This window comes from Rahnella sp. 1L-D-7-B-C2, assembly GCF_057290995.1.
In genome coordinates this window covers 320,023-343,022 of the sequence record NZ_JBXAVQ010000003.1, presented here as the reverse complement: position 1 = coordinate 343,022, position 23,000 = coordinate 320,023, and the positions used below count along the sequence as shown (strand labels likewise).

The following is a 23,000-nucleotide window of genomic DNA, read 5'->3' as shown; positions in this document are numbered from 1 at the left end:
TCAGTCAGCCAGAACGCGAGATAAAATCGCCAGTGCTTCTTTGAACTGGGCGTCAGGGATAGTCAGCGGATACAGAAAGCGGATCACGTTGCCGTGTACGCCACAGCTCAGCATCAGCAAACCGGCATCCAGCGCCTTGCGCAGATATTGTTTGGTCAGCTCCGGCGAAGGCCTTCCGGTAGTCGGATCGTTAAATTCGGCGGCTACCATCGAACCCCGAGCGCGGACATCCACCAGCGCAGCACAGTTGCCTTTCGCGGTTTCCAGCACCTCGACCAGTTCTGCCCCCAGACGATTAGCACGTTCACACAGTTTTTCTTCGTCGATAATGTCCAGCACCGCCAACGCAGAGGCGACGGCCAGCGGGTTACCGGCATAAGTGCCGCCAAGGCCACCCGGTTCCGGCGCATCCATCAATTCAGCGCGGCCAGTCACGCCAGAAATAGGCAGACCGCCGCCGAGGCTTTTCGCCATAGTGACAAGATCAGGTTTCGCATTGCCGTAGTACTCCATTGCGAACATTTTGCCGGTGCGCGCAAAGCCGCTCTGCACTTCATCGGCGATCAGTACAATGTCGTGGCGGTCGCAGATGTCACGCAGAGCCGTGACGAAATCATCCGGTGCGATGTTGAAACCGCCCTCCCCCTGGACAGGTTCGAAGACAATCGCGGCGACCTGCGACGGACTGATGTCACTGCGGAAAATACGTTCGATGCTGTCGAGCGCCATTTCTGTGCTAACGCCATGTCGGGCGTTCGGGAATTGCGCGTGGAAAACGGACGACGGGAACGGCCCGAAACCTACTTTGTACGGCACCACTTTGCCGGTGAGTGCCATGGTCAGTAACGTGCGTCCGTGAAATGCGCCGGAGAACGTGATGATGCCGGGGCGACCGGTTGCGGCTCGGGCAATTTTCACCGCGTTTTCCACTGCTTCAGCACCGGTTGAGAAAAAGGTCGTTTTGGCTTTTCCGGCCACCGGTGAAATTACGTTGATACGTTCCGCCAGAGTGACATAACTGGAATAAGGCACGATCTGATAGGCCGTGTGCGTAAACAGGTCGAGCTGTTTTCGGATCGCTTCAACGACTTTCGGGTGGCGGTGACCGGTATTCAGCACGGCAATCCCTGCCGTAAAATCAATATATTCCTTACCCTCTTTATCCCACAGCGTGGCATTTTCAGCCTTCGCTGCGTAAAAATCACACATGACGCCGACACCGCGCGGTGTCGCTTCTTTACGGCGTTTTTCCAGTTCGCTGTGACTCATGTTTTTCTCCTGCCCTGAGGCTGATGTTTTTGTGGGTTACGGGGTAAATAAAGTATGAAAGTTGTTATCTACCCTTGTTTTTTATCCTGTCAGCGGCCCTATAATCCAGAACCAGTTCTGTTTATTTCGAGGATCCACTTTTGCGATCACTGCTTTCTGACCTCATTTTTCAGCGGCTGAACAGTATTGCCGATGCCACTCCAGGCACCCTGCACAAGCGGGTTTATCAGGCATTACAACAGGCTATCTTCGACGGCAGCATTAGTCCTGGAAGCCGCCTGCCCGCTTCGCGCGATCTCGCCAAAGAATTAGATATCTCCCGTAATACGGTGCTCGCGGCCTATGAACAATTGCAGGCCGAGGGATATATTCAGACCCGGACGGGAAGCGGGACCTTCGTCAGCGCTGATTTACCGAAAGACGGCGTGATTGCCGATAAGACGCTAACGAAGTGCGAACCGGCGCGTAGCCACGTCACGCTTTCTAAACGCGGCTCGCAGTTGCTGACTCGCACCGGTGTCGCCTCACACCAATGGGGTGCATTTATGCCAGGTGTGCCCGATGTCACTCAGTTCCCGCACGATATCTGGCGTAAGCTGCAAAACCGTCTGAGCCGTCGCCTGCATCCTGAATTTCTCACCTACTCCCGACACGGTGGTTGCCCTCAACTGCAACAGGCACTGACGGATTATCTGCGCATCGCACGCTCTGTAGAGTGCACGCCGGACCAGATCCTCATCACCGCTGGTACCCATCAGGCACTGGACTTGCTGGCGAAAATGCTGTGTGACCCGGGGGATATAGCATGGATTGAAGAACCGAGTTACTGGGGGATCCGTAACGTCCTTTCGGTGAACGGGGTAGAAATTCATCCGATTGCCGTGGACGATAACGGGATGGACCCGCCGGAAAATCAACCAGAATCTCGTGCACCAAAGTTGATATGCGTGACACCGTCACATCACTACCCGTTGGGGTCCGTAATGGGTCTGGCGCGCCGACAAAAAATCCTCGCGCTGGCTTCGCGGCAAGGCAGTTGGGTGGTAGAAGATGATTACGACAGCGAGTTTCGCTATTCCGGCAGCCCCATCCCCGCACTTCAGGGGCTGACCAGCGATGCGCCGGTCATTTATATCGGAACGTTCAGTAAAACATTGTATCCCGCAATGCGTATCAGCTACGTCGTTTTGCCGCGTCCGCTGGCGTCCCGACTGAAAATCGCGCACTCCGAGTTGTATCGTGGGGGGAACGGGCTGACGCAGCTGACTTTGGCGGAGTTTATTCGTGAAGGGCATTACGCCGCGCATATCCGCCGCATGCGGTTGATTTACGGCAAGCGCCGTAGCGCACTGACGCGATTGATCGAGCAAGAACTCGGCCAGGAATTTATGTGCGAAAACAGTAACGCCGGGTTACATCTGACTCTTTCCTTACCGGATTCAATTGACGATGTGGCTCTGAGTGCAGAGCTCGAACAAAAAAATGTGCTCACCCGGCCGCTTTCTGCTTACTACCTGCGCCCTGCTCCACGGCGGGGATTATTGCTCGGTTATGGATGCGTGGCTGAAGAAGATATCGAAGCGGCTTTTGGACATATCGTTGATTCACTAAAGCGAAGGATGAAACCCCAAAGGGCAATAGCGAATGGAAATGCGGTTACGGTGGGTGGAGACCTGCAAGATTGTGAATCGGCTTTAACCTTAAGGGGTACCAAACATCATATTGGGCACTGACGTTTTACTCCCCAGCCTGCCGATTATCTTCATGCTTTAGATATGGGACACAATAAAATCTCTGGAGGTGTCATAGCGATGCCTCCTGTAATCTTGTAATTCTGTAATTCTGTAATTCTGTAATTCTGTAATTCTGTAATTCTGTAATTCTGCCACATCAGGATTCATGAATCTCCGAATCCAATAATCCATAAATCAAATAATCCATAAATCCTGTGATTTCTAATCCAACCTTTGAGTCAATCCTATAATCCCATAAGCTTGGAATCTCATAGGGATTGTATCTTCTCTCTTCAGAATCATCCCAGCTTGGGATGACAGAATCCTACAATCCTGGAACTTACTGAATCCTGATGATTGAATCTCAGGATTGCATAATCCCATAATATAAATCCTATGATTACCGGATTAGTCTTCTGTTAATGAGAATCCGCTGTCAGAATAGAATCCTGTAATCTTATGATTTATAAAACATAATTACTTATAAAATATTGATATTATTACTATAATTACGAAACCACATGATGAGATAAATCATAATAATCCCGGGATTATGGGATGTTTATATAATCATGTAATCCTAAAATCATTTTCTTCATCTCTTTAAAGACACATAGGAAAAATTTACATTTTGTCATTGTAATCTCAGAATCTTTGAATCACCCCCTATCCGGGAATTCTGTAATCCTGAGATAATTATCATTCGCCCTGTGAACCCCGTAATTCCATGCTCACAGAATCACCACATCCTATAATCCTCACGCCCTGCATGCGCCAATCACAGAATCCTATAATTACAAAATCCCAGAATCGTTGACTGAATGATTCGGTGATTCCAGAACCTAAGAATCATACACTTCTATAATTTAATGATTCAATACTCATTAACTCTTAGGATGGTGAGATGTTGAGATGGTGAGATGTTGAGATGGTGAGATGTTGAGATGTTGAGATGGTGAGATGTTGAGATGTTGAGATGTTGAGATGGTGAGATGGTGAGATGGTGAGATGGTGAGATGGTGAGATGGTGAGATGGTGAGATGGTGAGATGGTGAGATGGTGAGATGGTGAGATGGTGAGATTTTATGTGGGCGGCCTGCCTTGTCCAGTAAATTTATCGAATGCTGTTTAACGATACTCATTTTCGAGCGGATAGGATCAGAGGAAAAGAAGATTTTAAAATCATAGCATCTCTGATTCTAGCAATCCTGGAATTCCAGAATCACATAACGTTAAACTTCTCGAATGATGGGATAACGAGGTTTACTGAATCTCCTAATCTCCTAATCTCCTAATCTCCTAATCTCCTAATCTCCTAATCTCCTAATCTCCTAATCTCCTAATCTCCTAATCTCAGGATTGAAACATCCCCCCATATTGAAATCCACACTACACATAAAATTCATAACCATACCTCACAACTACCTATGATAAAAAAGATTACATAATCCTTGAATCACAGGATTTCATAATTCAATAATCCTTAAATATTGAAATCCTCGGATGCAAACCTTATAGTAGCAGCTCAATCCTATGATTCATGGATTTAGAAATCTCATAATCCTAAGATTACAAACTTTTTGTATCCTGAAATCTCAGAATTTTAGGATGCGAGTAACTCACCGAACGCTTCATCAAGAGGGTGTTATGGCAGCGAAAATTATTTCCTTCCTCAACGGGAAGGGCGGGGTAGGGAAGACCACGACGTCCATTAACATTGCTACCTGTCTTGCGAGACAAGGCCATAAGGTCGTGATGGTCGATACCGACCCACAAGGAAGTATCAGCAACTGGTACGACGATAGCAAATGTCAGTTCGACCTGGCGGAAGCCGCCTCTGAAAAAGAAGTCTATACCGTACGTAAGCAATTGAAAGAATATGATTACGTGGTAATTGATGGAGCAGCCGCAATTTCAGCAATTTCATCGGCCGCTGTCATGGTCAGTGATTTGGTGCTGATCCCCGTGACACCGTCACCTTTAGATTTTGCCGCCTGTGGCGCTATTCTAGCCGTCGTGGAGGCACGCGAAAACTTGCAGCCGGTGATAGCGCGTTTCTTGATCACTAAAAAGGTCGCATCCGCTAAGATGCTGGAAGTACTTAAAGCCTCGATTGCTGATACAGGCGTTCCTGCACTACGTACCGGCACGACTCAGCGCCAGGTTTACATACGTACGATGATGGACGGGGGCACTGTTTTCGATACAACGGATGGTAACGCGAAGGGCGAGATTGAAATCATGACAAAAGAAATTACGGAGTTGTTGAAATGAAAATGAAACTTGGGCAGCACAGACAACTGACTACAGCACTGGACGCTGTAGCGAAGCCACCTGCTTCCGTGAAAAAATTGCAGACCAACATTGATGAAGAGCTGCATCGCCGCTTCAAAACCAGCTGCTTCCTACAGGATCGCGAGATGAAAGACGTATTGACTGAGTTGATCCAGGGTTGGCTTATCAATAACGAACGCTCGTGAGTCACTGATCTTGAGCAGAAGCGGGCCAAAGCAGGTCCGTTTCTGGCAAATACCGCACTAACCCTCTGCCAGATAAGCAATATTTTGCACTTCGATATTTCCCCAAAGACCCTACCAGACTTAAAGAAGACCCCAAGATCAAATAATGTTTTGTTTCTTTTTAAAGTTTAGATCTTTCTCTTTAAGGGGCATTTTTAACCTTATTTATTAATGGGTTACACGCTTTATTGTGGAGGGTTTTCCTGTCTGGGGTGGAGATCATTCCTGTTGGATGTGGATCCTTTTCATGATCAATGTAGAGTTTTTTCCTGTGGATAAACTCTTTAGGGATCAGAAGATTATCGACGTGGAGAGATTTCCTGTGGATATCCTGTCTGATACGCTAATCCTACGCCCATTCTAGCCATTTCTTCGCTAACTTACCGTCAGAAAACACTTTTTCTCCAAGGTGGAGGGATTTCCTGATCACCTGAGTTATTCCATATGTGGAAGAATTTCCTGTGACAGCGTCACGTGAAGCTACAACTGTCACTTTTGGATCGTGATCGCGCTATATCTGGCAAATCTGCTTCATCACTTTCACAGTAAAAGTGCATATGTGGAAAGATTATCTGATCGCTAAGTTCTCTTATGTGGAAGAATTATCTGATCAACTCATTCCATAGAGAGGAGTCTTTAGGTTGATTAATTATTTTAAATCAAGATGTTACTTGTTTAAGTGACATTGTCACATCTGCATATGTGGAGACATTACCTGATCTCTTAACGTTATCGATGTTAGATAAATTCGATCCGATGAAGAGTTCCGCTCACATAAGTGGAAAGATTTCCTGATCCACAAGCTGGGGGATACGTGGAGACATTTTCTGTGATCCTGCCAAAAACCAATGTGGAGAGATTTCCTGATCATGCGATTGCTTTTCGCGATATGTGGAAAGATTATCTGATCCCTCAGTGAGAAATAGGTGGAGATTTTTCCTGTTCAGCTTCGTGGATAGGGCACTTTCGGCAATTCCGAAAAAGTGAGATGCCGATCTCAAAACTACTACGTATGATTAATCAGCACTCAGGGCACTTATGTGGAGTGATTTTCTGTTATCTGGGAAAATTTTATCTTTCCACGATGAAGAATAATCGCGAACGTCAAAAATGATCGTCGATGGTATATGTGGAGTGATTTCCTGTAAAAAGAGTCATGATCCAAGATGTTAAAAAAAGGATCCTCAGTCGTTCAGAAATCAATATGTGGAGATTTTTCCTGATCCATCTTTTTCGATCCTCACTTAAATCATTGAAATTTAATGAGTAAATAACACCTGTTTTTACTTTACGTTAGTATTTTTTATGTGGAATAATTTACCTACTTTCCACCTATGGATCCTGCTACATGGAACTGAATAAACTGACCGTAGTTCAGGGGAACGATCTTCTGGAAGGCGCTTACAGCGTCACTCTGGATGAAATGCGCCTGCTGAACCTGGCTCTGGCACAAATTGATAGCAGGAAACCGCAACCAGACACGTTGTACCGTCTTTTTCCTCAGGATTATCAGCGTATCTACGGGGTAAACCCGACCAGCAGCCATCGGCAGCTGCGCGAAGCGGCGGAAAGCCTGATGAAAAAACCGGTGACGATCTACAAACCGGACGTCAAAACCGGCAAGGTACGTACCGTGCAATTGTCCTGGTTCTCGCGTCTTGAATACGTCAGTAGCGACGATCATAGCGCGGTGGTACTGAGGTTTGGGCAGGATGTTGCGCCGTATCTCTATGAACTCAAAGAGTCTTTTACTAAATTGAATTTTGCCAACATTGCAAAACTCGATACCCCTTTCTCCGTTCGCCTGTATGGCTGGCTAATCAAAGCTAAGAACCTCTACGGACGCCGCAGCGGTAAAGCTATTGAAGTGACCCTGGATCTTAACTGGATGCGCGAGAAGGCCGGTTTGGCGGGCAAATATGAGGATTATCGTGACTTCCGCCAGAAGCTGCTGGAGCCAACGATAAACCGGATCAATGCCAACACGGATATCTCCGTGGTTTGGGAACCGGTGAAGCAGGGCAGAACGGTCATGTCCATCAAGTTCGCCTACGTGGATGAATCCACACCCGAGGCCAGTAAACCACTGCGTCCGCGGTTACCACGCCGTCCGCGTGCTGTTGCGGGCTCTGTGCTGGAAGGCGAGTGGGCGCGGCGCTGTATCGCTATCTTTGAAGAGTATCGCGATAAATTAAGTGCTTACGATGTGGATGAGAAAGCGACATTACCGGATCTGCGCAAACTTTCAGGTTGGTACAAGATGATTGGCGAGAAGAACAAACAAAAAGAGATCCTCTCCGAAGTCAGCGCCCGTAGCAAGAAAGCTGTCGCGTAGTCGCCATACTGCTGAATCAGTAATCACGGCGTATCTTTCACGAGATACGCCGTTTTTTATTGCCCGAGATCCCACCGTCTTATTCGGTCTGTTTCTTCTGATCCGCTGCTTCTCAGTGCCAAGGAGTTAGTGAGTACTTACTGGGTGTGATCAGGAAAAGTTTCCACATAACCGTTTTGGCGACTTTTAAAGCAATCTCTCCAAAAGCTATAAGCCATATTTTTTCGTTGTTAGACAAGGACAAACCCCAACCTTACTCTTCGTCATGTTTTGTAAACTGCATGCACATATATTGATGAGGGATGTCTTTTGGCTACAGTACCGAATTCTTTTAAAATCGCATTACTGGCCAGTGCCGTAATGTTTTCTTCTTTTGGATTTGCGGATGACGTGCTCAAAGAAGGCATCACGCCAGCGACCGATGCCAGTCAGGTACCTGCTTCTGCAAAACTGCGCACCGACACCGTAATAGCTGGGATCTCCGAACCGCAGGGGATTTTCAACCCGTACTTCTTCGTAAATGGGTGGGACGAGAATGTCACTAACGTTATCTTCGCTCGCCTGGTCGACTGGGACAGTCAGGGCAAGCTGGTTCCCGGCCTGGCTGAAAGCTGGACGGTGAGCCCGGACGGTAAAACCTACACCATCAAGTTGCGACCGGACCTGAAATTCAGCGATGGCTCACCGCTGACGGCAGAGGATGTCGCTTTCACCCTGACCGTGCTGTATGACCCGAAATATGACGGCGACACGGATATCACGCTGGCACACATCGCAGGTGGTGATGATTACAAACAAGGCAAAGCTGACAGAGTCAGCGGCCTGAAAGTGGTGGATCCGCTGACCCTGCAAGTTACAACTACCCAGCCCGGTGCGACCACGCTGCAAAAGATCGGCGGCCCGGTGCTGTCGAAAGCGTATTACGGCAAAGACTATCAGCGTGGAAATCTCGATTACCTGCGCACGCTTCATGGCAAACCGCTCGGTAACGGTCCGTATGTCTATGACAAATACATTCCGGGGCAGGAGATCCGTTTCCACGCTAATACCAATTACTACCGTGGCGTCCCGCCAACCCCGCGCTTCATCTATCGTGTCACTAATCCATCGACCAACTTCCAGTTATTCCAGACCGGCGATACCGATTACGATGCGTTCACTTCCCGTCCGGATGATATCGAACAGCTGAAGTTACTCGGCTTTGCCAACATCAACCTGTATGGATCCAGCGATTACAGCAAGATTGAATTCAATTTAAAACGCCCGGCTTTGCAGGATGCGAAAGTGCGTCAGGCGCTTATTTACGGGCTGGATCGTCAGAAACTGATCGACGTGGTGTATCAGGGCTACGGGACTGTCGCTATCGAGCCGATTTCGCCGATCTCCTGGGCTTACAACACAGAAGGTGTGAACCCGTATAAATTCGATCCGGCGCAGGCGAAGAAATTGCTCGATGAAGCGGGATGGAAAACCGGCGGCGACGGCATCCGCGTAAAAGACGGCAAACGTCTGGAACTGACGCTGCTGGTGAGCAAAAAAGTGCTGAACGATGCGCTGATCCCGATCGCTAAAGAGGATTATCAGAAAATTGGTGTGCTGCTGAAACCTCAGGTGGTGGACTTCAATGCGCTGATGTCACAACGCAAGGCCGGTAACTACGATCTGGCGTCCTTCAGCACCAGTACGCTGAACGATCCACACGATGGCGTATGGGACTTCTACAGCACCGAGGCTGCCGTTCAGGGTTATCACAATGCCGAAGTGGATAAGCTTATCAACGAAGGGAACGCCACGCTGGATATCGAAAAACGTAAGCCGATTTATCATGAACTCTATAAGGTGCTGGCTAATGATCCTCCGGTGATCTTGCTCGGTAACCGCAAGATTCTTTCGGCCAGCAGCGCCCGCGTGACCGGCTTCAAACCGGACATCTATAACGGTCTGACCGGCAGTCTGCCGGATGTCAAAATCGTCAAATAATCAAAATCACGTTGCTGCCGGTCTTTACCGGCAGCTTCAATGAGAAAGTCATGAGAAATTTCATTCTGCGTCGTTTGCTTCAAACCATTCCGATGTTGTTCCTCGCTTCATTGCTCATCTTTATGCTGTTTGCCAAAACGCCGGGCGATTTCATCGACGGAAATATTACCCTTACGGCACAACGCGCTGCCGAGCTGAAAGCGTTATATGGCCTCGATCAGCCTTTAATCAGCCGCTATTTGCGCTGGCTCGGGCATCTGTTACAGGGCGATCTCGGGTTCTCGCTGCAATATCAGATCCCCGTCAGCCAGCTTCTGAACCAGTACATCTGGAACTCCTTCCTGCTGGCGACTATCGCGATGGTTCTGTACTGGGGGATTGCACTGGCAGTTGGCATTGTCTCGGCGATGAAACCCTATTCGCTGTTTGATCACGTGGTCAGCGTGGTGATTTTCGCCGCAATGTCCTTTCCGACATTTTTCCTCTGTCTGCTGCTGATCAAATGGTTTGCGGTGGATTTGCACTGGCTGCCGGTCGGCGGAATGACTAACACCGGCAGCGATGCCACGGGCTGGGCCTGGGTGATGCAGGTGGCGGCGCATCTGGTGCTCCCGGTGGTTGCGCTGGTGATGTTGCAGGCGGGCAGCCTGACGCGCTATTTCCGCGCCAGTATGCTGGATGTCGTGCGTATGGATTTCATCCGCACCGCGCGCGCCAAAGGGCTGCGTGAACGCACGGTCATTCTCAAACATGCGCTGCGCAATGCGCTGTTGCCGATCATCACGCTGCTGGGCTTCGAGCTGCCTGGGCTATTTTCCGGTGCGCTAATCACCGAGAAAGTCTTTAACTGGCCGGGAGCGGGGCACATTCATATTGATTCGCTGGCGGCGCGGGATTACCCGGTGCTGATGGGATTCACGCTGTTTCTGGCAGTATTAACCATTCTGGGCAATCTGATTGCCGATGTACTTTACGCGTGGGCTGACCCGCGTATCCGTGTGAGGTCGTGATGTTCGGATCGCTATTTTCAACTCAACGCCGCCTGCGCGACGCACAAATCCCGGCGATGGCACAAGTGACACCGTCACCCTGGCATCAGGCGTGGAAGGCACTGCGCGAAAACCGGCTGGCGATGTTTTGCCTGATCTTACTTCTGGTGATGGCGGTCTGGTGCGTAGTGGGCCCTTACTTTTCGCCGTGGCGGGATGATGCCACTGATGCCCTGATGATTAATAAAGCCCCCAATGCGGAGCACTGGCTGGGGACGGATTTTCTCGGGCGTGACGTTTACACGCGTCTGCTGCTGGCGGGGCGCATCTCGCTGATCATTGGGCTGCTGACGATGTTGCTTTCGGTGTCACTCGGCTATCTGCTGGGCGCTGTGTCCGGCTATCTCGGCGGCGTGGCGGATAAAATCATTATGCGTTTTGCCGATCTGGTGATGACTATTCCGAGTCTGCCGTTACTGATTGTGATGGGCGCGATGCTGTCGGAACTGGATTTCTCGCCGGATTCACGGGTCTACATGGTGATTGTCATGCTTAGCTTGCTTGAGTGGCCGAAGCTGGCGCGTTTGGTTCGCGGCCAGATCCTGTCACTGCGCGAACGTGATTTTATGCTGGCAACGCAGGTGCTCGGCCTTTCATCGCGCCGTCGCTTGTTCGGCCATTTATTGCCGAATACGGTCCCGATTCTGGTGGTGATGGCCACGATGGCCGTCGCAAATGCCATCCTCAGCGAATCGGCGCTCAGCTATCTGGGTCTGGGTGTGGTGCCGCCGACGCCGTCGTGGGGAAATATGATGGACGCGGCCAATAGCCTGATCGACTTCCAGCGCCGTCCGTGGCTGTGGATGCCACCGGGTATCGCGATTTTCATCACCGTGGTAGCCATTAACGTACTGGGTGATGGCCTGCGTGATGCGCTCGATCCTAAAATGAAACGGAGCAAAAAATGACTCAGCCGTTGATCCGTTTTAATCAGCTTTCTCTCTCGTTTTCCAGCGATCAGGGGCGCGTGCGTGCGGTGCAGGACGTTACGTTCGACGTTAAGGCCGGGCAAACCGTCGGCATTGTTGGCGAATCTGGCTGCGGCAAAAGTGTCACCGCCATGTCGTTGATGGGGCTGTTACCGCCTCAGGCGGCGCGCATCGACGGCGGCGAAATCTTGTTTCAGGGGCGTGACCTGCTTAAATTGCGTCCGTCTCAAATGGCCGATTTACGCGGCAATCAGCTGGCGATGATCTTTCAGGAACCGATGACGGCGCTGAATCCGGTGCTGACGATTGGCGAACAGCTGGTCGAGCCGCTGATCCGCCATCGGGGTGAGTCACCGCGTTCGGCGTGGACGCTGGCGACGCAAATGATTACCGACGTCGGGCTGGCGCGCGCCGAAAGCCAGATGAAGAGTTATCCGCATCAGCTATCCGGCGGTATGTTGCAGCGCATCATGATAGCGATGGCGCTGAGCTGCAAACCGCAGCTGCTCATCGCTGACGAACCGACGACCGCGCTGGACGTCACCGTGCAGGCGCAGATCCTGCGTTTATTGCGCGAACAGGCACAGCGCCATCATATGGCGCTGATGCTGATCACCCATGATTTAGGTGTGATCGCGCAGATGGCCGACCACGTGGTGGTGATGTACGCCGGTAAAATCGTTGAGCAGGGCGCGACTGCTGAAGTGCTGCGTGACCCGTTGCATCCGTACACACGGGGGCTGATTGCCTCCAGGCCGACGCCGGGCGAACGTCGCCGCCGGTTATATTCCATCCCCGGTCAGGTGCCTGATTTGGCCGCACTGCCGCCGTACTGCGCGTTCACCGATCGCTGTGATCGTGCGACAGACCGCTGCCGTCAGGGCATTCCGCCGCTGGAAGGAGAGACGCGTCAGGCCGCGTGTTTTTACAGCGGACTGAGTCCGGCGAATAAAATGAAAAGCAGGGAGTTGCAGCCATGAGCGCGGAATATCTGATTCAAGTCGAGGGCCTGAAAAAACATTTTCCGATCCGCGATGGCCTCTTCGGGCAGGAAACCGGCCAGCTTCGCGCGGTGGATGGCGTCAGCTTTAACATCCGCAAAGGCACGATCTTCGGCCTGGTGGGAGAATCCGGCAGTGGCAAAACCACCGTCGGGCGCACGTTGCTTGGCCTGTATGACAAAACGGCGGGCAGCGTGAGGTTTCGCGGCGAAGATCTGCAGCTGCTGAAACCCAAACAGCTGAAAGCGCTGCGGCCAAAAATCCAGCTGGTATTTCAGGATCCGTACAGTTCTCTGAACCCGCGGATCCGTATCGGTGATGCCATTGGCGAAGCCATGCTGGAACACAAGCTGTGTACGCGCGCTGCACTGCGCGACAAAGTGCTGGAGGTGATGAAGATCTGCGGTTTGTCGCCGCTGCATTACAATCGCTTTCCGCATGAGTTTTCTGGCGGTCAGCGCCAGCGTATCGGCATTGCCCGCGCGCTGATCCTGCAACCGGAATTTATTATTGCCGATGAACCCATTTCTGCGCTGGATGTGTCGATCCAGGCACAGATCATTAATCTGTTCTCGGATTTACGTGACGATCACGGTGTAACCTTTTTGTTCATCTCCCACGATCTGGGCGTGGTTGAGCATCTTTGTGATGATGTGGCGGTGATGTATCTCGGCCAGTTGGTGGAAACCGCCAGCCGTGACGCGCTGTTTCGCCAGCCATTGCATCCATACACGCAGGCGCTGCTGGCCGCGGTGCCGACCCTTGATCCTGACAGCGAACCGGCGGCGATGGTCAGCGGTGAAATTCCGGATCCTTCCAGACCGCCTGACGGATGCCGTTTTCACACCCGCTGTCCGCTGGCAACCGCACGCTGCCGTGCGGAAATTCCGGTGCTGCGTGAAGTTGAAAGCGGCCACCGCGTGGCCTGCCATCTGGTCTGATTCATTTTACCCCGCGCCGGTGAGGAGGTTATTCCTCCAATACCCGGCGGCTTTCCATCTGCATTTTCTTGCCGACGGCTTTAGTCACTTCGATCACTTTCTGCGTAGCGGGTGATAAAAATGCTCCTTCCAGCCACGTGATCCCTACGCGGCGCTCCATCACCAGCTGATCGTTATCGATGCGGATCAGACGCGAAATAAACTCTTCTTCCGCCAGAATATTTTCAGAGAGAAAACTCAGCAATCCGCTTTTGGCGATCAAACCGGGAACGGACGCCAGCGAGCTGATTTCTACTTTGACGTCCGGCGGCGGGCAGTGGTTCTCGTAAAAGATCCCGTCCAGCCACTGGCGCATCGATACGGTTTTAGCCGGTAAGATCCAGCCAAAGCGGCTGAGTTCGCGCAAAGACGTGGGTTTGCCGGCCAGCGGATGGTCACTGGAGGCGCAGACCACCACGCGGTCGGCGGTGACCGGAAGCTGTACGACCGGGCTTTCGTAATTCACCAGCGGACCAATAATAATATCTATCGCGTGGCGTTCCAGCAGGGTGAACAGTACGTCGTTCATGCCGATCTGAATTTCCAGCTTCATGTTCGGCACCTGCGACTGCAACATTTTGCAGATTTCCGGTAACAGGAACTGGGTAGACGAACCCGAAATACCCACGCGCACAATACCGCCCGCGCCGCTGCTTAGTTCGTTCATCACTTCGGTGATTTCATGATACGAACTTTGCAGCGCCAGACCGCGCTGATAAAGAATGCGACCCGCCTCGGTGAGCTCCAGCCCGCGACCTGCCCGTTTGAACAGTTTTATGCTGAGTTCTTTCTCCAGACGGGTGATAGATTTGGAAAGCGCGGGCTGAGTTATATTTAAATTTTGTGACGCAAGTCTCAAATTCATTATCTGCGCAGCCGTCACAAAGTAGTCCAGGTCTCTGTTATTTATCATGTATTCCTGAAATTCATCGGTTTGGTAAAAAAATATAGTAGAAGGCATGAGAGGCAGGGTCAATAATCTCGCGATCTTCGAGACCGCAGGCCGGGTATGGCCCGTTTTTGCGGCAAAGAATCCGCCTGTTTTAAGTAAAATAAGAATCTGAGTGCATCTATGAAAATTGTTAATTTCGTCATCAATAAAGAACACACAAAAAGTTTTGGCATCCTTAACGCTGACGGCATCGTCGACGTTGGCCTCCGCTCCGGATGCCGGGATATTAACGAATTCATGGCGCATCATCCGCTCGACTCACTGCAACGCTACGTCGCACTGTCTGCCGATCTCCAGTTGAACGACATAAGTTTTCTGCCGGTCATTGACCGTCCAGGCAAAATCTTCGGCGTGGGCATGAACTACGCAGAAAAGCGTAAAGAATTTAACGAAACGAATCCGGCGCCAACGTTGTTTATCCGCTTTGCGGATTCTCAGGTAGGGCACAACGACATCGTGATTAAACCGGCATCGACGAATGAGTTTGATTACGAAGGCGAGCTGGCGATTATTATCGGGCGCACAGGCCGCAACATTTCAGTGGAAGATGCGCTTGATCATATCGCGGGCTACAGCTGTTATATGGATGGCTCGGTGCGTGACTGGCAGCATAAATGGTACACCGCCGGGAAAAACTGGCCGTCCACCGGCGCGTTTGGCCCGTGGCTGGTGACTGCGGATGAAGTGGGTGACCCGCAGAATCTGAAAATTAAAACCTGGCTGAATAACCGTCTGGTGCAGGACGACACCACCGCCAACATGATCCACACCATCCCGCAGATCATCGCTTATATCAGCACTTTTACTCAGCTTTCACCGGGCGATGTGATCATGACCGGTTCACCTGGCGGCGTCGGTAAAACACGCGTTCCTCCGCTCTTCCTGCATCAGGATGACGTCATCGAAGTGGAAATTGAAAACATTGGCCGTCTGACCAACCGTATTCAGGATTCGGCGCTGACTGAGGTTATTGCGTCCCAGACAGCGGCCTGAACACATTAACGTATTTGATTTACCAGAGGCGCCGTCTGTTCGGTGCCTTTTCCTTTTACTACCATCAGATACGTCAGCGTAAATGACAGCCCCAGAGACAGCGTCACGCCCATCAGAACATAGATAAAGTACGGGCCAATGTAGGCGGGCAGGCTGAAAATGCTCGACAGAATATAGCCGTACAATCTCACCCCGAAGAACGCGATGAACGCCGACGCCACCGAGCTGCTGATGGTCGTCGCGATAAACGCTTTTTTGTAGCGCGTCAGTACGCCAAACAGCGCCGGTTCGGTGATCCCCAACAGCCCTGAAATCGCCGCCGAAAGTACCACGGATTTCTGTTCGCGGGTTTTGACGTGGAAGTAAATCGCAAAGGTTGATCCGGCAATCGCCATGTTGGCCATAAACATCATTGGCATCAGCATGTCCCAGCCCTGATCGGTGAAGTTTTGCAGCGCGATCGGCGTCATAGCGTGATGCATCCCGGTGAGGATCGCCACCGGCCGGATCGCCCCGACGATAAAGCCCGCAAACACGGCCGAAACGTCAAATAATCCCTGGATCCCGTACGCCAGTAGTTTACCCAGGTAAATCCCCGCCGGGCCGATAACCGTGAGTGAAACCAGCGCGGCAATAAACAACGTCAGTGTTGGTGTGAAAACGGTTTTCAGCACGTCCGGCATGATTTTATCCACCCAACGGTGGATGTAACTCAGCGCCAGTACCGAGAAAATTACCGGGATCACGCTGGCCGAATAGTTGAAGACCGAAACCGGCAGCACATCCATAAAATACAGCGCGGTCGGTGCGCCGGCGGTATGGCTGGCCAGCGCTTTGGCGGCGTCAATGAGCGTCGGGTACATCAGGCAGGCGGCAACCGCGGCGGCGAGATATTCGTTGGTCTTGAAGATCCTTGCGGCAGAGACGGCCAGAAAGAAGGGCAGGAAGTAGAAAACACCGCTGGCGATCAAATCAATGATCATCACCGTTTCGCTTTTTCCCGAAATGATTTTCAGCGCAATCAATCCGGCAAGTAACCCCTTGATCATCCCCGCACCTGCGATGGCCGGAACGATCGGCCCGAACACGCCGGAGACCGTGTCCATAAACAGCGAGACCAGGCTTTTGCGTCCTTTTGTGGAAACATTTCCTGTTGCTCCGGCGACCGGTTCCAGCTGTGACACGATAGCTTCGTACCACACATTGACCTTTGGGCCGATGATAATCTGTACCTGGCTGCTTTGGCTTTGTGCACCTAAAACGCCCGGCAGATTTTTAATCTCTTCCCACGCGACTTTATTTTCATCGGCTAAATCAAAACGCAGGCGCGTCATGCAATGCCAGACTTTATTTATATTTTCTGCACCGCCAACCAGTTTAATGACTGACTGCATTGTTTCTTTATTCACCCTGGAACTCCGTGACGAAAGGTTTTGTCAGATGGGAATGAAGTGTAATGACGCCCGTTTTTAAAAACAAACCAATAAAACCCGATCTCCATCACATAACATTACTATAAAGCCACACTATCAGCGAGAAAAGTAAAATTGGTACGGTTTTAATGCGTTATTGGTGTCGCTTTCAGACCAAAATAAATTCATTAATTTAAGGTTTACAAGCAGGATGAAAATACGTTGAAATAACCTCAATACGAATATTCCTTTGCCATTTTCTTCTGCTGGCAAGTCAGACTTTCATTATGAAAAGTATTAAGGATTTCTCATGCAGCCTGTGCTGATTACTAATATTGAATGCCAGATTACGCGCCCGGATCGCCATAATTTAGTGGTGGTGAGAATTGAAACCGACGGCGGTGTTTTCGGGCTGGGCTGCGCGACGTTCCAGCAGCGCCCTCTGGCGGTCAAACTGATGGTCGATGAATATCTGAAGCCGTTGCTGGTTGGGCGCGATGCGAATCATATCGAAGATTTGTGGCAGATGATGATGGTCAACGCTTACTGGCGCAACGGCCCGGTGATTAACAACGCTATCGCAGGCATTGATATGGCGCTGTGGGATATTAAAGGTAAACTGGCGAATATGCCGTTGTATCATCTGTTTGGCGGTAAATCGAAAGATGCAGTGACCGCCTACAGCCACGCGGCCGGGGAAACGCTGGAAGAACTCTATGTGAAAGTGGACGGTCTTCTGGCCGAAGGTTACCGTCACATCCGCTGCCAGCTGGGCTTTTACGGCGGTAATGCACGTGATTTCCACAGCACGCGTGAACCGTCGGCAGGCGCGTATTACGACCAGGATCAATACATAGATAACACGCTGGCGATGTTCAAAGCGCTGCGTGAGAAATATGGCAATCAGTTCCACATTCTGCACGATGTTCACGAACGTTTGTTCCCGCAGCAGGCGGTGCAGTTCGCCAAAGCCGTCGAGCAATATCGCCCTTACTTTATCGAAGATATTCTGCCGCCGGATCAAAACGAATGGCTGGCGCAGATCCGCAACCAGACCGCTGTTCCGCTGGCGACCGGCGAGCTGTTTAACAATCCGGCCGAGTGGAGAGATCTGATTATCAACCGCCGGATCGATTTCATCCGCTGCCACGTTTCGCAAATCGGCGGCATCACCCCGGCGCTGAAACTGGCGCATTTCTGCCAGAGTTTCGGCGTACGGCTGGCGTGGCATTGCCCGCCGGACATGACGCCCATCGGCGCTGCGGTGAATACGCATCTGAACGTCCATCTTCATAATGCTGCGATCCAGGAGTTTGTGGCCTATCCGGCGAATACGCAGCAGGTCTTCCCCGGCGCGCAGGCACCGGAGAACGGCTATTTTTATCCGAGTGAAGAGGTAGGGATCGGAGTAGGTTTTGACCAGTCGGCAGCGGATGAGTTTCCGGTGGTCTATCGCCCGCATGAATGGACGCAAAGCCGCCTGCCGAACGGCGTGATCCACACGCCTTAAGTCTGGCGGAAGGCCAGATTGTCCTGATTAAACGGGATGACGTAGGTGCAGGAATAATCGATATCTACGATATCGCTGAACGCATACACCCGTCCGCCCTGCAAAATGCCTCTGTTGGTAATGTGCATGGCGGCGATGCCTTTTTTGCAACCGAGCGTTTGCGCCTGCTCTTTACTGACCGTCACCGCCTGATAGCGGGTGAGGGAATGCGAAATCGCATAGCCTTTGCTCAGTACGTATTGCTGGATAGAATGCTCAATCGTTGTCTGATTCAGATCGGCAAACCCCTCTGCTGGCATGCGTGAGTATTCGATCTGCACATTGCGCTGATTAATGCGGCGCAAGCGGGTGAATGCCCAGATAAAATCGTCGCGGGTTAATCCGAAGACCTGCTGCTCTTCTTTGTCCGGCCGCCGTTTGTGCAGCTCGAGCATTTTGAAACTGATATCGGTGAATTTCTTTTCAGTGATCGAGTTGTATACCAGCGGATTACTGCTGACGCCCGGATTAATGTAAATCCCCGAGCCCTGTACGATCCGCACCGCCCCGATGCTCACCATTTTTTCCAGCGCCTTACGCACGGTGAAACGCGAAACCCCATACTCTTCTGCCAGCTGGCGTTCCGGCGGTAATTTTTCAGGGAGTGATCCGCTGTGTTGATAAATCTTGCTCAGCAGATCCTGAGCGATAAATTCACTTTTTTTCATCGGCGCTTCTGTGAGAACGGGCAAAAGAGTATTTGAACATGGGGGAGCGGGGAGGGCAAATCACGGTTTTATCCCTTTTAGGGATTAAGAGCATCATCAATCCTCTTATTCATTGCTTTACTACAGGTGTTCAGTGAGTCACGCTGAACATCTCCCTGCCGCTATCCTGATCCTATACCCGATCATGAATATCGTTCATGTTCAGTGAAATTAAATCACTTTTCCTCAATCAACGACTCAGGCATAAATTGTACATCGCCGTTAACCTAATAAAACATGAAGACTGCTAAAAAACCAAAAAAACGGGGAAGCCCTGAAAAGCAACCAATAAAATCAGGTTTTATATCAGAAGTCGGGAAGTCAAATTACAATGAATAAAGAATTTACTTTTACTCTTAAGAGCATTCGTTTCGACGAAAATTATAACCCCTCGGAAAGTACGCGTATTACAACCAACTTTGCCAATCTGGCAAGGGGTGAGAAGCGCCAGGAAAACTTGCGTAACACCCTGGTGATGATTGATAACCGCTTCAATTCCCTGGCACATTGGGATAATCCGAAGGGTGATCGTTATTCAGTCGAACTGGAAATCATTACTGTTCAGTTGAATATTCACATTGAAGGAAAGGCCGATTCCTTCCCGGTGATTGAAATATTGAAAACCAATATTGTTGATAAGAAAACCAACGAACGCTTTGACGGCATTGTGGGAAATAACTTTTCCTCTTATGTACGAGATTTTGATTTTAGCGTATTACTGCCAGAGCACAATAAAAAACAAACTGAATTTAGCCTGCCGGACAATTTTGGCGAATTCCACGGTAATATATTCAAATGCTTCCTAAACTCAGATGTTTATAAAGACAATTTCAATAAAACACCGGTCATTTGTCTGAGTGTTTCAAGTAAAAACACCTATTATCGTACGGGTAATGAACATCCGGTATTGGGTATGGAATATCAGCAGGATGAACTTTCCCTGACTGATGAGTATTTCTCAAAAATGGGATTACGTGCCCGTTATTTCATGCCTGAAAATAGCGTCGCGCCTCTGGCTTTTTATTTTTCTGGCGACTTACTCAGTGATTACACTAATCTTGAGCTGATAAGTACCATCAGCACGATGGAGACTTTCCAAAAGATTTACCGACCTGAGATTTATAATGCTAATTCAGCAGCAGGAAAAGAGTATCAGCCAAGCCTGAATTTCCAGGATTATTCTTTAACGCGAATTGTTTATGATCGAGAGGAACGTAGCCAATTAGCTATTGAGCAGGGGAGGTTTACTGAGGAAAACTTCATCAAACCATACCAACGTGTTCTTGAACAGTGGACTGCTAATTCCGTTCTTTGATTAACAAAATTACAAGGTCATCCATAATGAAAAAGTTATTACCTACGTCGACGGCTGGCAGCTTACCTAAGCCTTCCTGGCTTGCGCAACCTGAAGTACTTTGGTCACCCTGGAAATTGCAAGATCAGGAATTAATTGACGGCAAAAAAGATGCCCTGCGTTTGTGCCTGGAAGATCAACAACAAGCCGGTATTGATATTGTCAGTGATGGCGAGCAAACGCGTCAGCATTTTGTCACTACGTTTATTGAGAATCTCAACGGCGTTGATTTCGAAAAACGTGAGACGGTTAAAATTCGTAATCGCTATGAAGCCAGTGTACCGACAGTCATTGGCCCGGTAAGTCGCCAAAAATCCGTTTTTGTTGAAGATGCCAAATTTTTACGCCAGCAAACACGTCAACCTATTAAATGGGCTCTGCCAGGGCCGATGACGATGATTGATACGCTGTATGATAATCATTATAAAAGCCGCGAAAAGCTGGCCTGGGAATTCGCTAAAATTCTCAACGAAGAAGCCAAAGAATTAGAGGCCGTGGGTGTCGATATTATCCAGTTTGATGAGCCCGCATTTAATGTTTTCTTCGATGAGGTGAATGATTGGGGAATTGCCACATTAGAGAGAGCCATTGAAGGGCTTAAATGTGAAACTGCGGTACACATTTGCTACGGTTATGGTATTAAAGCCAATACAGATTGGAAAAAAACGCTCGGGACAGAGTGGAGACAATACGAAGAGATTTTTCCAAAACTGCAAAAATCGAATATCGATATTATTTCACTGGAATGTCAAAACTCTCATGTTCCGATAGAGCTTCTGGAACTTATTCGCGGGAAAAAGGTGATGGTGGGCGCCATTGACGTGGCGACTAATACCATCGAAACCCCAGAAGAAGTCGCGGCGACGCTTCGAAAAGCCTTGCAGTTTGTCGATGCCGACAAGCTCTATCCTTGCACCAACTGCGGGATGATCCCATTACCTCGTTCAGTTGCAAGAGGCAAGCTTGATGCGTTAAGCGCAGGGGCAGAAATCGTGCGAAAAGAACTCCTGGCTAAATAACTTCGCCAAAAGCGTTCACTAAACGAGAGTTCTGTCCGGGTTGAGCGACCAGACCGGTCGCCAACTATCCCCGGTTGAGCGATGAAAGATTTATAGAGATTCCATAATTTCCGCCAGCACATCCGCCGGTCTTTCTAGTAGCGCCAGATGCGTTCTGGCGTTCTTCAAACGTTTCACCTTAAAAATTCATGCGTCATTACGATGCGTTAATCGCTCTGCTCCTTCCGGCTCACCCGCGTCGCTTCGCCACCCACTGCTTCAACACGCTTTCGGCGCTGACCGTCAAAATGCCGAGCATAATAAGCAGGGCACCGATAATGAAATTCACCTTCAGTGGTTCGTGCAGGAAAACAACACCGGCGATAATGCCGAACACCGGTGTCATAAATGACAGGATCCCCAGTCTTGAGGCGTGATATCGGCGCATCAGGCTAAACCAGGCAAGATAGCTGGCGAAGGTAACGACCACGCTCTGAAACACCATGCTGGTGACCGACACCGGCGTGAGATGAAAGTGGGTCTGGCCAGTCAGCACCGCCAGCCCGCCGAGCAGCACGAAAGCGCCTGCCAGCTGATAGAACAGTGTCATGGTCGCGCTGCCTGAGGAAAGTTTACTGCGGCGCACCACAAGAGTAGTCATACCCCAGAATGCTCCGGCAAGCAGCCCGAAGAAATCGCCGAGCAGCATGTTGCTGGCCTGCGGTGAATTCGTGGCGTGACTGCCAAACAGAAACGCTACAATCACGCCAATGAACGTTACGCCCACGCCTGACCATTGCAGCCCGCTCAGCCTTTCTTCCGGTACCAGAAAATGCAGCCCCAGTGCGGCAAAGATTGGCGCGGTATAGAGGAATACGGCCATGTGCGCCGCCGTGGTGAACCGCAGGCCTTCGGCGACAAACATAAACTCGATGGAAAACAGCAGGCCGACCAGCAAACCGGGGCCGATATTTTCAGCGCTGAAAGGAATTTTACGCTGGCGCACCAGCAACAAAATCAGTACCGCCAGTCCGGCGATGCCGGAGCGCAGCGCGACCTGCAACAGCGGCGTGATGTCAGCGGCGGCACTTTTGATAGCCACCTGCTGCACGCCCCAGATTACACACAACACCACCATTACACTGCTGGCGAAGCCGTCCAGCGGTTTACGCGCATCCATTTCCTGTCACCCCTTAAAAAATCGAGCCGACAGCTTAGCGCGATTTAGCGATTCAGATAA

At 50.4% G+C, this 23,000-nt stretch carries 18 protein-coding genes; 13 read left to right on the top strand and 5 right to left on the bottom strand.

Annotation, left to right across the window (positions count from 1 at the left end; all coding sequences use genetic code 11):
• On the bottom strand, positions 1 to 1,269 hold the full coding sequence (locus tag AC0Z7K_RS07795) for a 4-aminobutyrate--2-oxoglutarate transaminase (protein ID WP_485613731.1): 1,269 nt from the start codon (positions 1,267 to 1,269) through the stop codon (positions 1 to 3).
• A gap of 140 nt (positions 1,270 to 1,409) precedes the next feature.
• On the opposite strand from AC0Z7K_RS07795, the gene pdxR reads away from it, so the two are divergent.
• The 9 genes from pdxR to AC0Z7K_RS07750 all read left to right on the top strand — a co-directional run bounded on the left by pdxR (position 1,410) and on the right by AC0Z7K_RS07750 (position 13,756).
• Positions 1,410 to 3,002 (top strand): MocR-like pyridoxine biosynthesis transcription factor PdxR, encoded by a 1,593-nt coding sequence (gene pdxR, locus AC0Z7K_RS07790; protein WP_485613729.1) that lies wholly within the window; start codon positions 1,410 to 1,412, stop codon positions 3,000 to 3,002.
• 1,647 nt (positions 3,003 to 4,649) lie between these two features.
• Positions 4,650 to 5,276: a ParA family partition ATPase gene (gene parA / locus AC0Z7K_RS07785; RefSeq protein ID WP_056779683.1), complete on the top strand. Its 627-nt coding sequence runs from the start codon at positions 4,650 to 4,652 to the stop codon at positions 5,274 to 5,276.
• The gene (locus AC0Z7K_RS07780; protein ID WP_056779680.1) at positions 5,273 to 5,482 is read left to right on the top strand and encodes a plasmid partition protein ParG; all 210 of its coding nucleotides are present in this window, start codon (positions 5,273 to 5,275) and stop codon (positions 5,480 to 5,482) included. Before parA ends, AC0Z7K_RS07780 begins: the two co-directional genes overlap by 4 nt.
• 1,387 nt (positions 5,483 to 6,869) lie before the next feature.
• Positions 6,870 to 7,856, top strand: a complete 987-nt coding sequence (locus tag AC0Z7K_RS07775) for a replication initiation protein (RefSeq protein ID WP_485613726.1) — start codon at positions 6,870 to 6,872, stop codon at positions 7,854 to 7,856.
• Between the two features lie 360 nt (positions 7,857 to 8,216).
• Positions 8,217 to 9,836 carry an ABC transporter substrate-binding protein gene (locus tag AC0Z7K_RS07770; protein ID WP_413530769.1) on the top strand — a complete coding sequence of 540 codons (1,620 nt, stop codon included), beginning with the start codon at positions 8,217 to 8,219 and terminating at the stop codon, positions 9,834 to 9,836.
• A 50-nt stretch (positions 9,837 to 9,886) separates the two neighbouring features.
• Complete coding sequence (locus AC0Z7K_RS07765) at positions 9,887 to 10,846, top strand: ABC transporter permease (protein ID WP_485613725.1); 960 nt, start codon at positions 9,887 to 9,889, stop codon at positions 10,844 to 10,846.
• On the top strand, positions 10,846 to 11,793 hold the full coding sequence (gene opp4C / locus AC0Z7K_RS07760) for an oligopeptide ABC transporter permease (protein WP_413530771.1): 948 nt from the start codon (positions 10,846 to 10,848) through the stop codon (positions 11,791 to 11,793). The genes AC0Z7K_RS07765 and opp4C overlap by 1 nt, the downstream gene beginning before the upstream one ends.
• Positions 11,790 to 12,794 (top strand): ABC transporter ATP-binding protein, encoded by a 1,005-nt coding sequence (locus tag AC0Z7K_RS07755; protein ID WP_485613723.1) that lies wholly within the window; start codon positions 11,790 to 11,792, stop codon positions 12,792 to 12,794. Before opp4C ends, AC0Z7K_RS07755 begins: the two co-directional genes overlap by 4 nt.
• On the top strand, positions 12,791 to 13,756 hold the full coding sequence (locus tag AC0Z7K_RS07750) for an ABC transporter ATP-binding protein (RefSeq protein WP_485613721.1): 966 nt from the start codon (positions 12,791 to 12,793) through the stop codon (positions 13,754 to 13,756). Before AC0Z7K_RS07755 ends, AC0Z7K_RS07750 begins: the two co-directional genes overlap by 4 nt.
• Positions 13,757 to 13,784: 28 nt before the next feature.
• Here AC0Z7K_RS07750 and AC0Z7K_RS07745 read toward each other — a convergent pair whose 3' ends face one another.
• Positions 13,785 to 14,708 (bottom strand): LysR family transcriptional regulator, encoded by a 924-nt coding sequence (locus AC0Z7K_RS07745; protein WP_485613720.1) that lies wholly within the window; start codon positions 14,706 to 14,708, stop codon positions 13,785 to 13,787.
• A gap of 159 nt (positions 14,709 to 14,867) precedes the next feature.
• Between AC0Z7K_RS07745 and AC0Z7K_RS07740 the strand changes: the two genes are divergently transcribed.
• Positions 14,868 to 15,740: a fumarylacetoacetate hydrolase family protein gene (locus tag AC0Z7K_RS07740; protein WP_485613718.1), complete on the top strand. Its 873-nt coding sequence runs from the start codon at positions 14,868 to 14,870 to the stop codon at positions 15,738 to 15,740.
• Positions 15,741 to 15,745: 5 nt separating this feature from the next.
• On the opposite strand, the gene AC0Z7K_RS07735 is transcribed toward AC0Z7K_RS07740, so the two are convergent.
• Positions 15,746 to 17,134, bottom strand: coding sequence for a PTS transporter subunit EIIC (locus AC0Z7K_RS07735; protein WP_413530828.1), 1,389 nt, complete (start codon positions 17,132 to 17,134; stop codon positions 15,746 to 15,748).
• A gap of 328 nt (positions 17,135 to 17,462) precedes the next feature.
• On the opposite strand from AC0Z7K_RS07735, the gene AC0Z7K_RS07730 reads away from it, so the two are divergent.
• Positions 17,463 to 18,662 (top strand): enolase C-terminal domain-like protein, encoded by a 1,200-nt coding sequence (locus AC0Z7K_RS07730; RefSeq protein ID WP_485613717.1) that lies wholly within the window; start codon positions 17,463 to 17,465, stop codon positions 18,660 to 18,662.
• Here the strand turns inward: AC0Z7K_RS07730 and AC0Z7K_RS07725 are convergent.
• A complete protein-coding gene (locus AC0Z7K_RS07725) occupies positions 18,659 to 19,369 on the bottom strand; it encodes a GntR family transcriptional regulator (protein WP_413530777.1) in 711 nt (236 codons plus the stop codon). The two genes, AC0Z7K_RS07730 and AC0Z7K_RS07725, sit on opposite strands and share 4 nt — an antisense overlap.
• Before the next feature lie 370 nt (positions 19,370 to 19,739).
• Between AC0Z7K_RS07725 and AC0Z7K_RS07720 the strand changes: the two genes are divergently transcribed.
• Complete coding sequence (locus tag AC0Z7K_RS07720) at positions 19,740 to 20,723, top strand: DUF1852 domain-containing protein (RefSeq protein ID WP_485613715.1); 984 nt, start codon at positions 19,740 to 19,742, stop codon at positions 20,721 to 20,723.
• 26 nt (positions 20,724 to 20,749) lie between these two features.
• On the top strand, positions 20,750 to 21,781 hold the full coding sequence (locus tag AC0Z7K_RS07715; protein ID WP_413530779.1) for a methionine synthase: 1,032 nt from the start codon (positions 20,750 to 20,752) through the stop codon (positions 21,779 to 21,781).
• Between the two features lie 229 nt (positions 21,782 to 22,010).
• On the opposite strand, the gene AC0Z7K_RS07710 is transcribed toward AC0Z7K_RS07715, so the two are convergent.
• Entirely contained in the window at positions 22,011 to 22,940 is a 930-nt protein-coding gene (locus tag AC0Z7K_RS07710) for a DMT family transporter (RefSeq protein WP_413530780.1), read from the bottom strand.
• Positions 22,941 to 23,000 lie beyond the last annotated feature (60 nt).

Coding starts and splice junctions, on each gene's coding strand:
- AC0Z7K_RS07725 (WP_413530777.1), bottom strand. CDS start 19,369: ATGAAAAAAAGTGAATTTATCGCTCAGGATCTGCTGAGCAAGATTTAT.
- AC0Z7K_RS07745 (WP_485613720.1), bottom strand. CDS start 14,708: ATGATAAATAACAGAGACCTGGACTACTTTGTGACGGCTGCGCAGATA.
- AC0Z7K_RS07780 (WP_056779680.1), top strand. CDS start 5,273: ATGAAAATGAAACTTGGGCAGCACAGACAACTGACTACAGCACTGGAC.
- AC0Z7K_RS07730 (WP_485613717.1), top strand. CDS start 17,463: ATGCAGCCTGTGCTGATTACTAATATTGAATGCCAGATTACGCGCCCG.
- AC0Z7K_RS07750 (WP_485613721.1), top strand. CDS start 12,791: ATGAGCGCGGAATATCTGATTCAAGTCGAGGGCCTGAAAAAACATTTT.
- AC0Z7K_RS07755 (WP_485613723.1), top strand. CDS start 11,790: ATGACTCAGCCGTTGATCCGTTTTAATCAGCTTTCTCTCTCGTTTTCC.
- AC0Z7K_RS07715 (WP_413530779.1), top strand. CDS start 20,750: ATGAAAAAGTTATTACCTACGTCGACGGCTGGCAGCTTACCTAAGCCT.
- AC0Z7K_RS07775 (WP_485613726.1), top strand. CDS start 6,870: ATGGAACTGAATAAACTGACCGTAGTTCAGGGGAACGATCTTCTGGAA.
- opp4C (WP_413530771.1), top strand. CDS start 10,846: ATGTTCGGATCGCTATTTTCAACTCAACGCCGCCTGCGCGACGCACAA.
- AC0Z7K_RS07720 (WP_485613715.1), top strand. CDS start 19,740: ATGAATAAAGAATTTACTTTTACTCTTAAGAGCATTCGTTTCGACGAA.
- parA (WP_056779683.1), top strand. CDS start 4,650: ATGGCAGCGAAAATTATTTCCTTCCTCAACGGGAAGGGCGGGGTAGGG.
- AC0Z7K_RS07765 (WP_485613725.1), top strand. CDS start 9,887: ATGAGAAATTTCATTCTGCGTCGTTTGCTTCAAACCATTCCGATGTTG.
- AC0Z7K_RS07770 (WP_413530769.1), top strand. CDS start 8,217: ATGTTTTCTTCTTTTGGATTTGCGGATGACGTGCTCAAAGAAGGCATC.
- AC0Z7K_RS07710 (WP_413530780.1), bottom strand. CDS start 22,940: ATGGATGCGCGTAAACCGCTGGACGGCTTCGCCAGCAGTGTAATGGTG.
- AC0Z7K_RS07740 (WP_485613718.1), top strand. CDS start 14,868: ATGAAAATTGTTAATTTCGTCATCAATAAAGAACACACAAAAAGTTTT.
- AC0Z7K_RS07735 (WP_413530828.1), bottom strand. CDS start 17,134: ATGCAGTCAGTCATTAAACTGGTTGGCGGTGCAGAAAATATAAATAAA.
- AC0Z7K_RS07795 (WP_485613731.1), bottom strand. CDS start 1,269: ATGAGTCACAGCGAACTGGAAAAACGCCGTAAAGAAGCGACACCGCGC.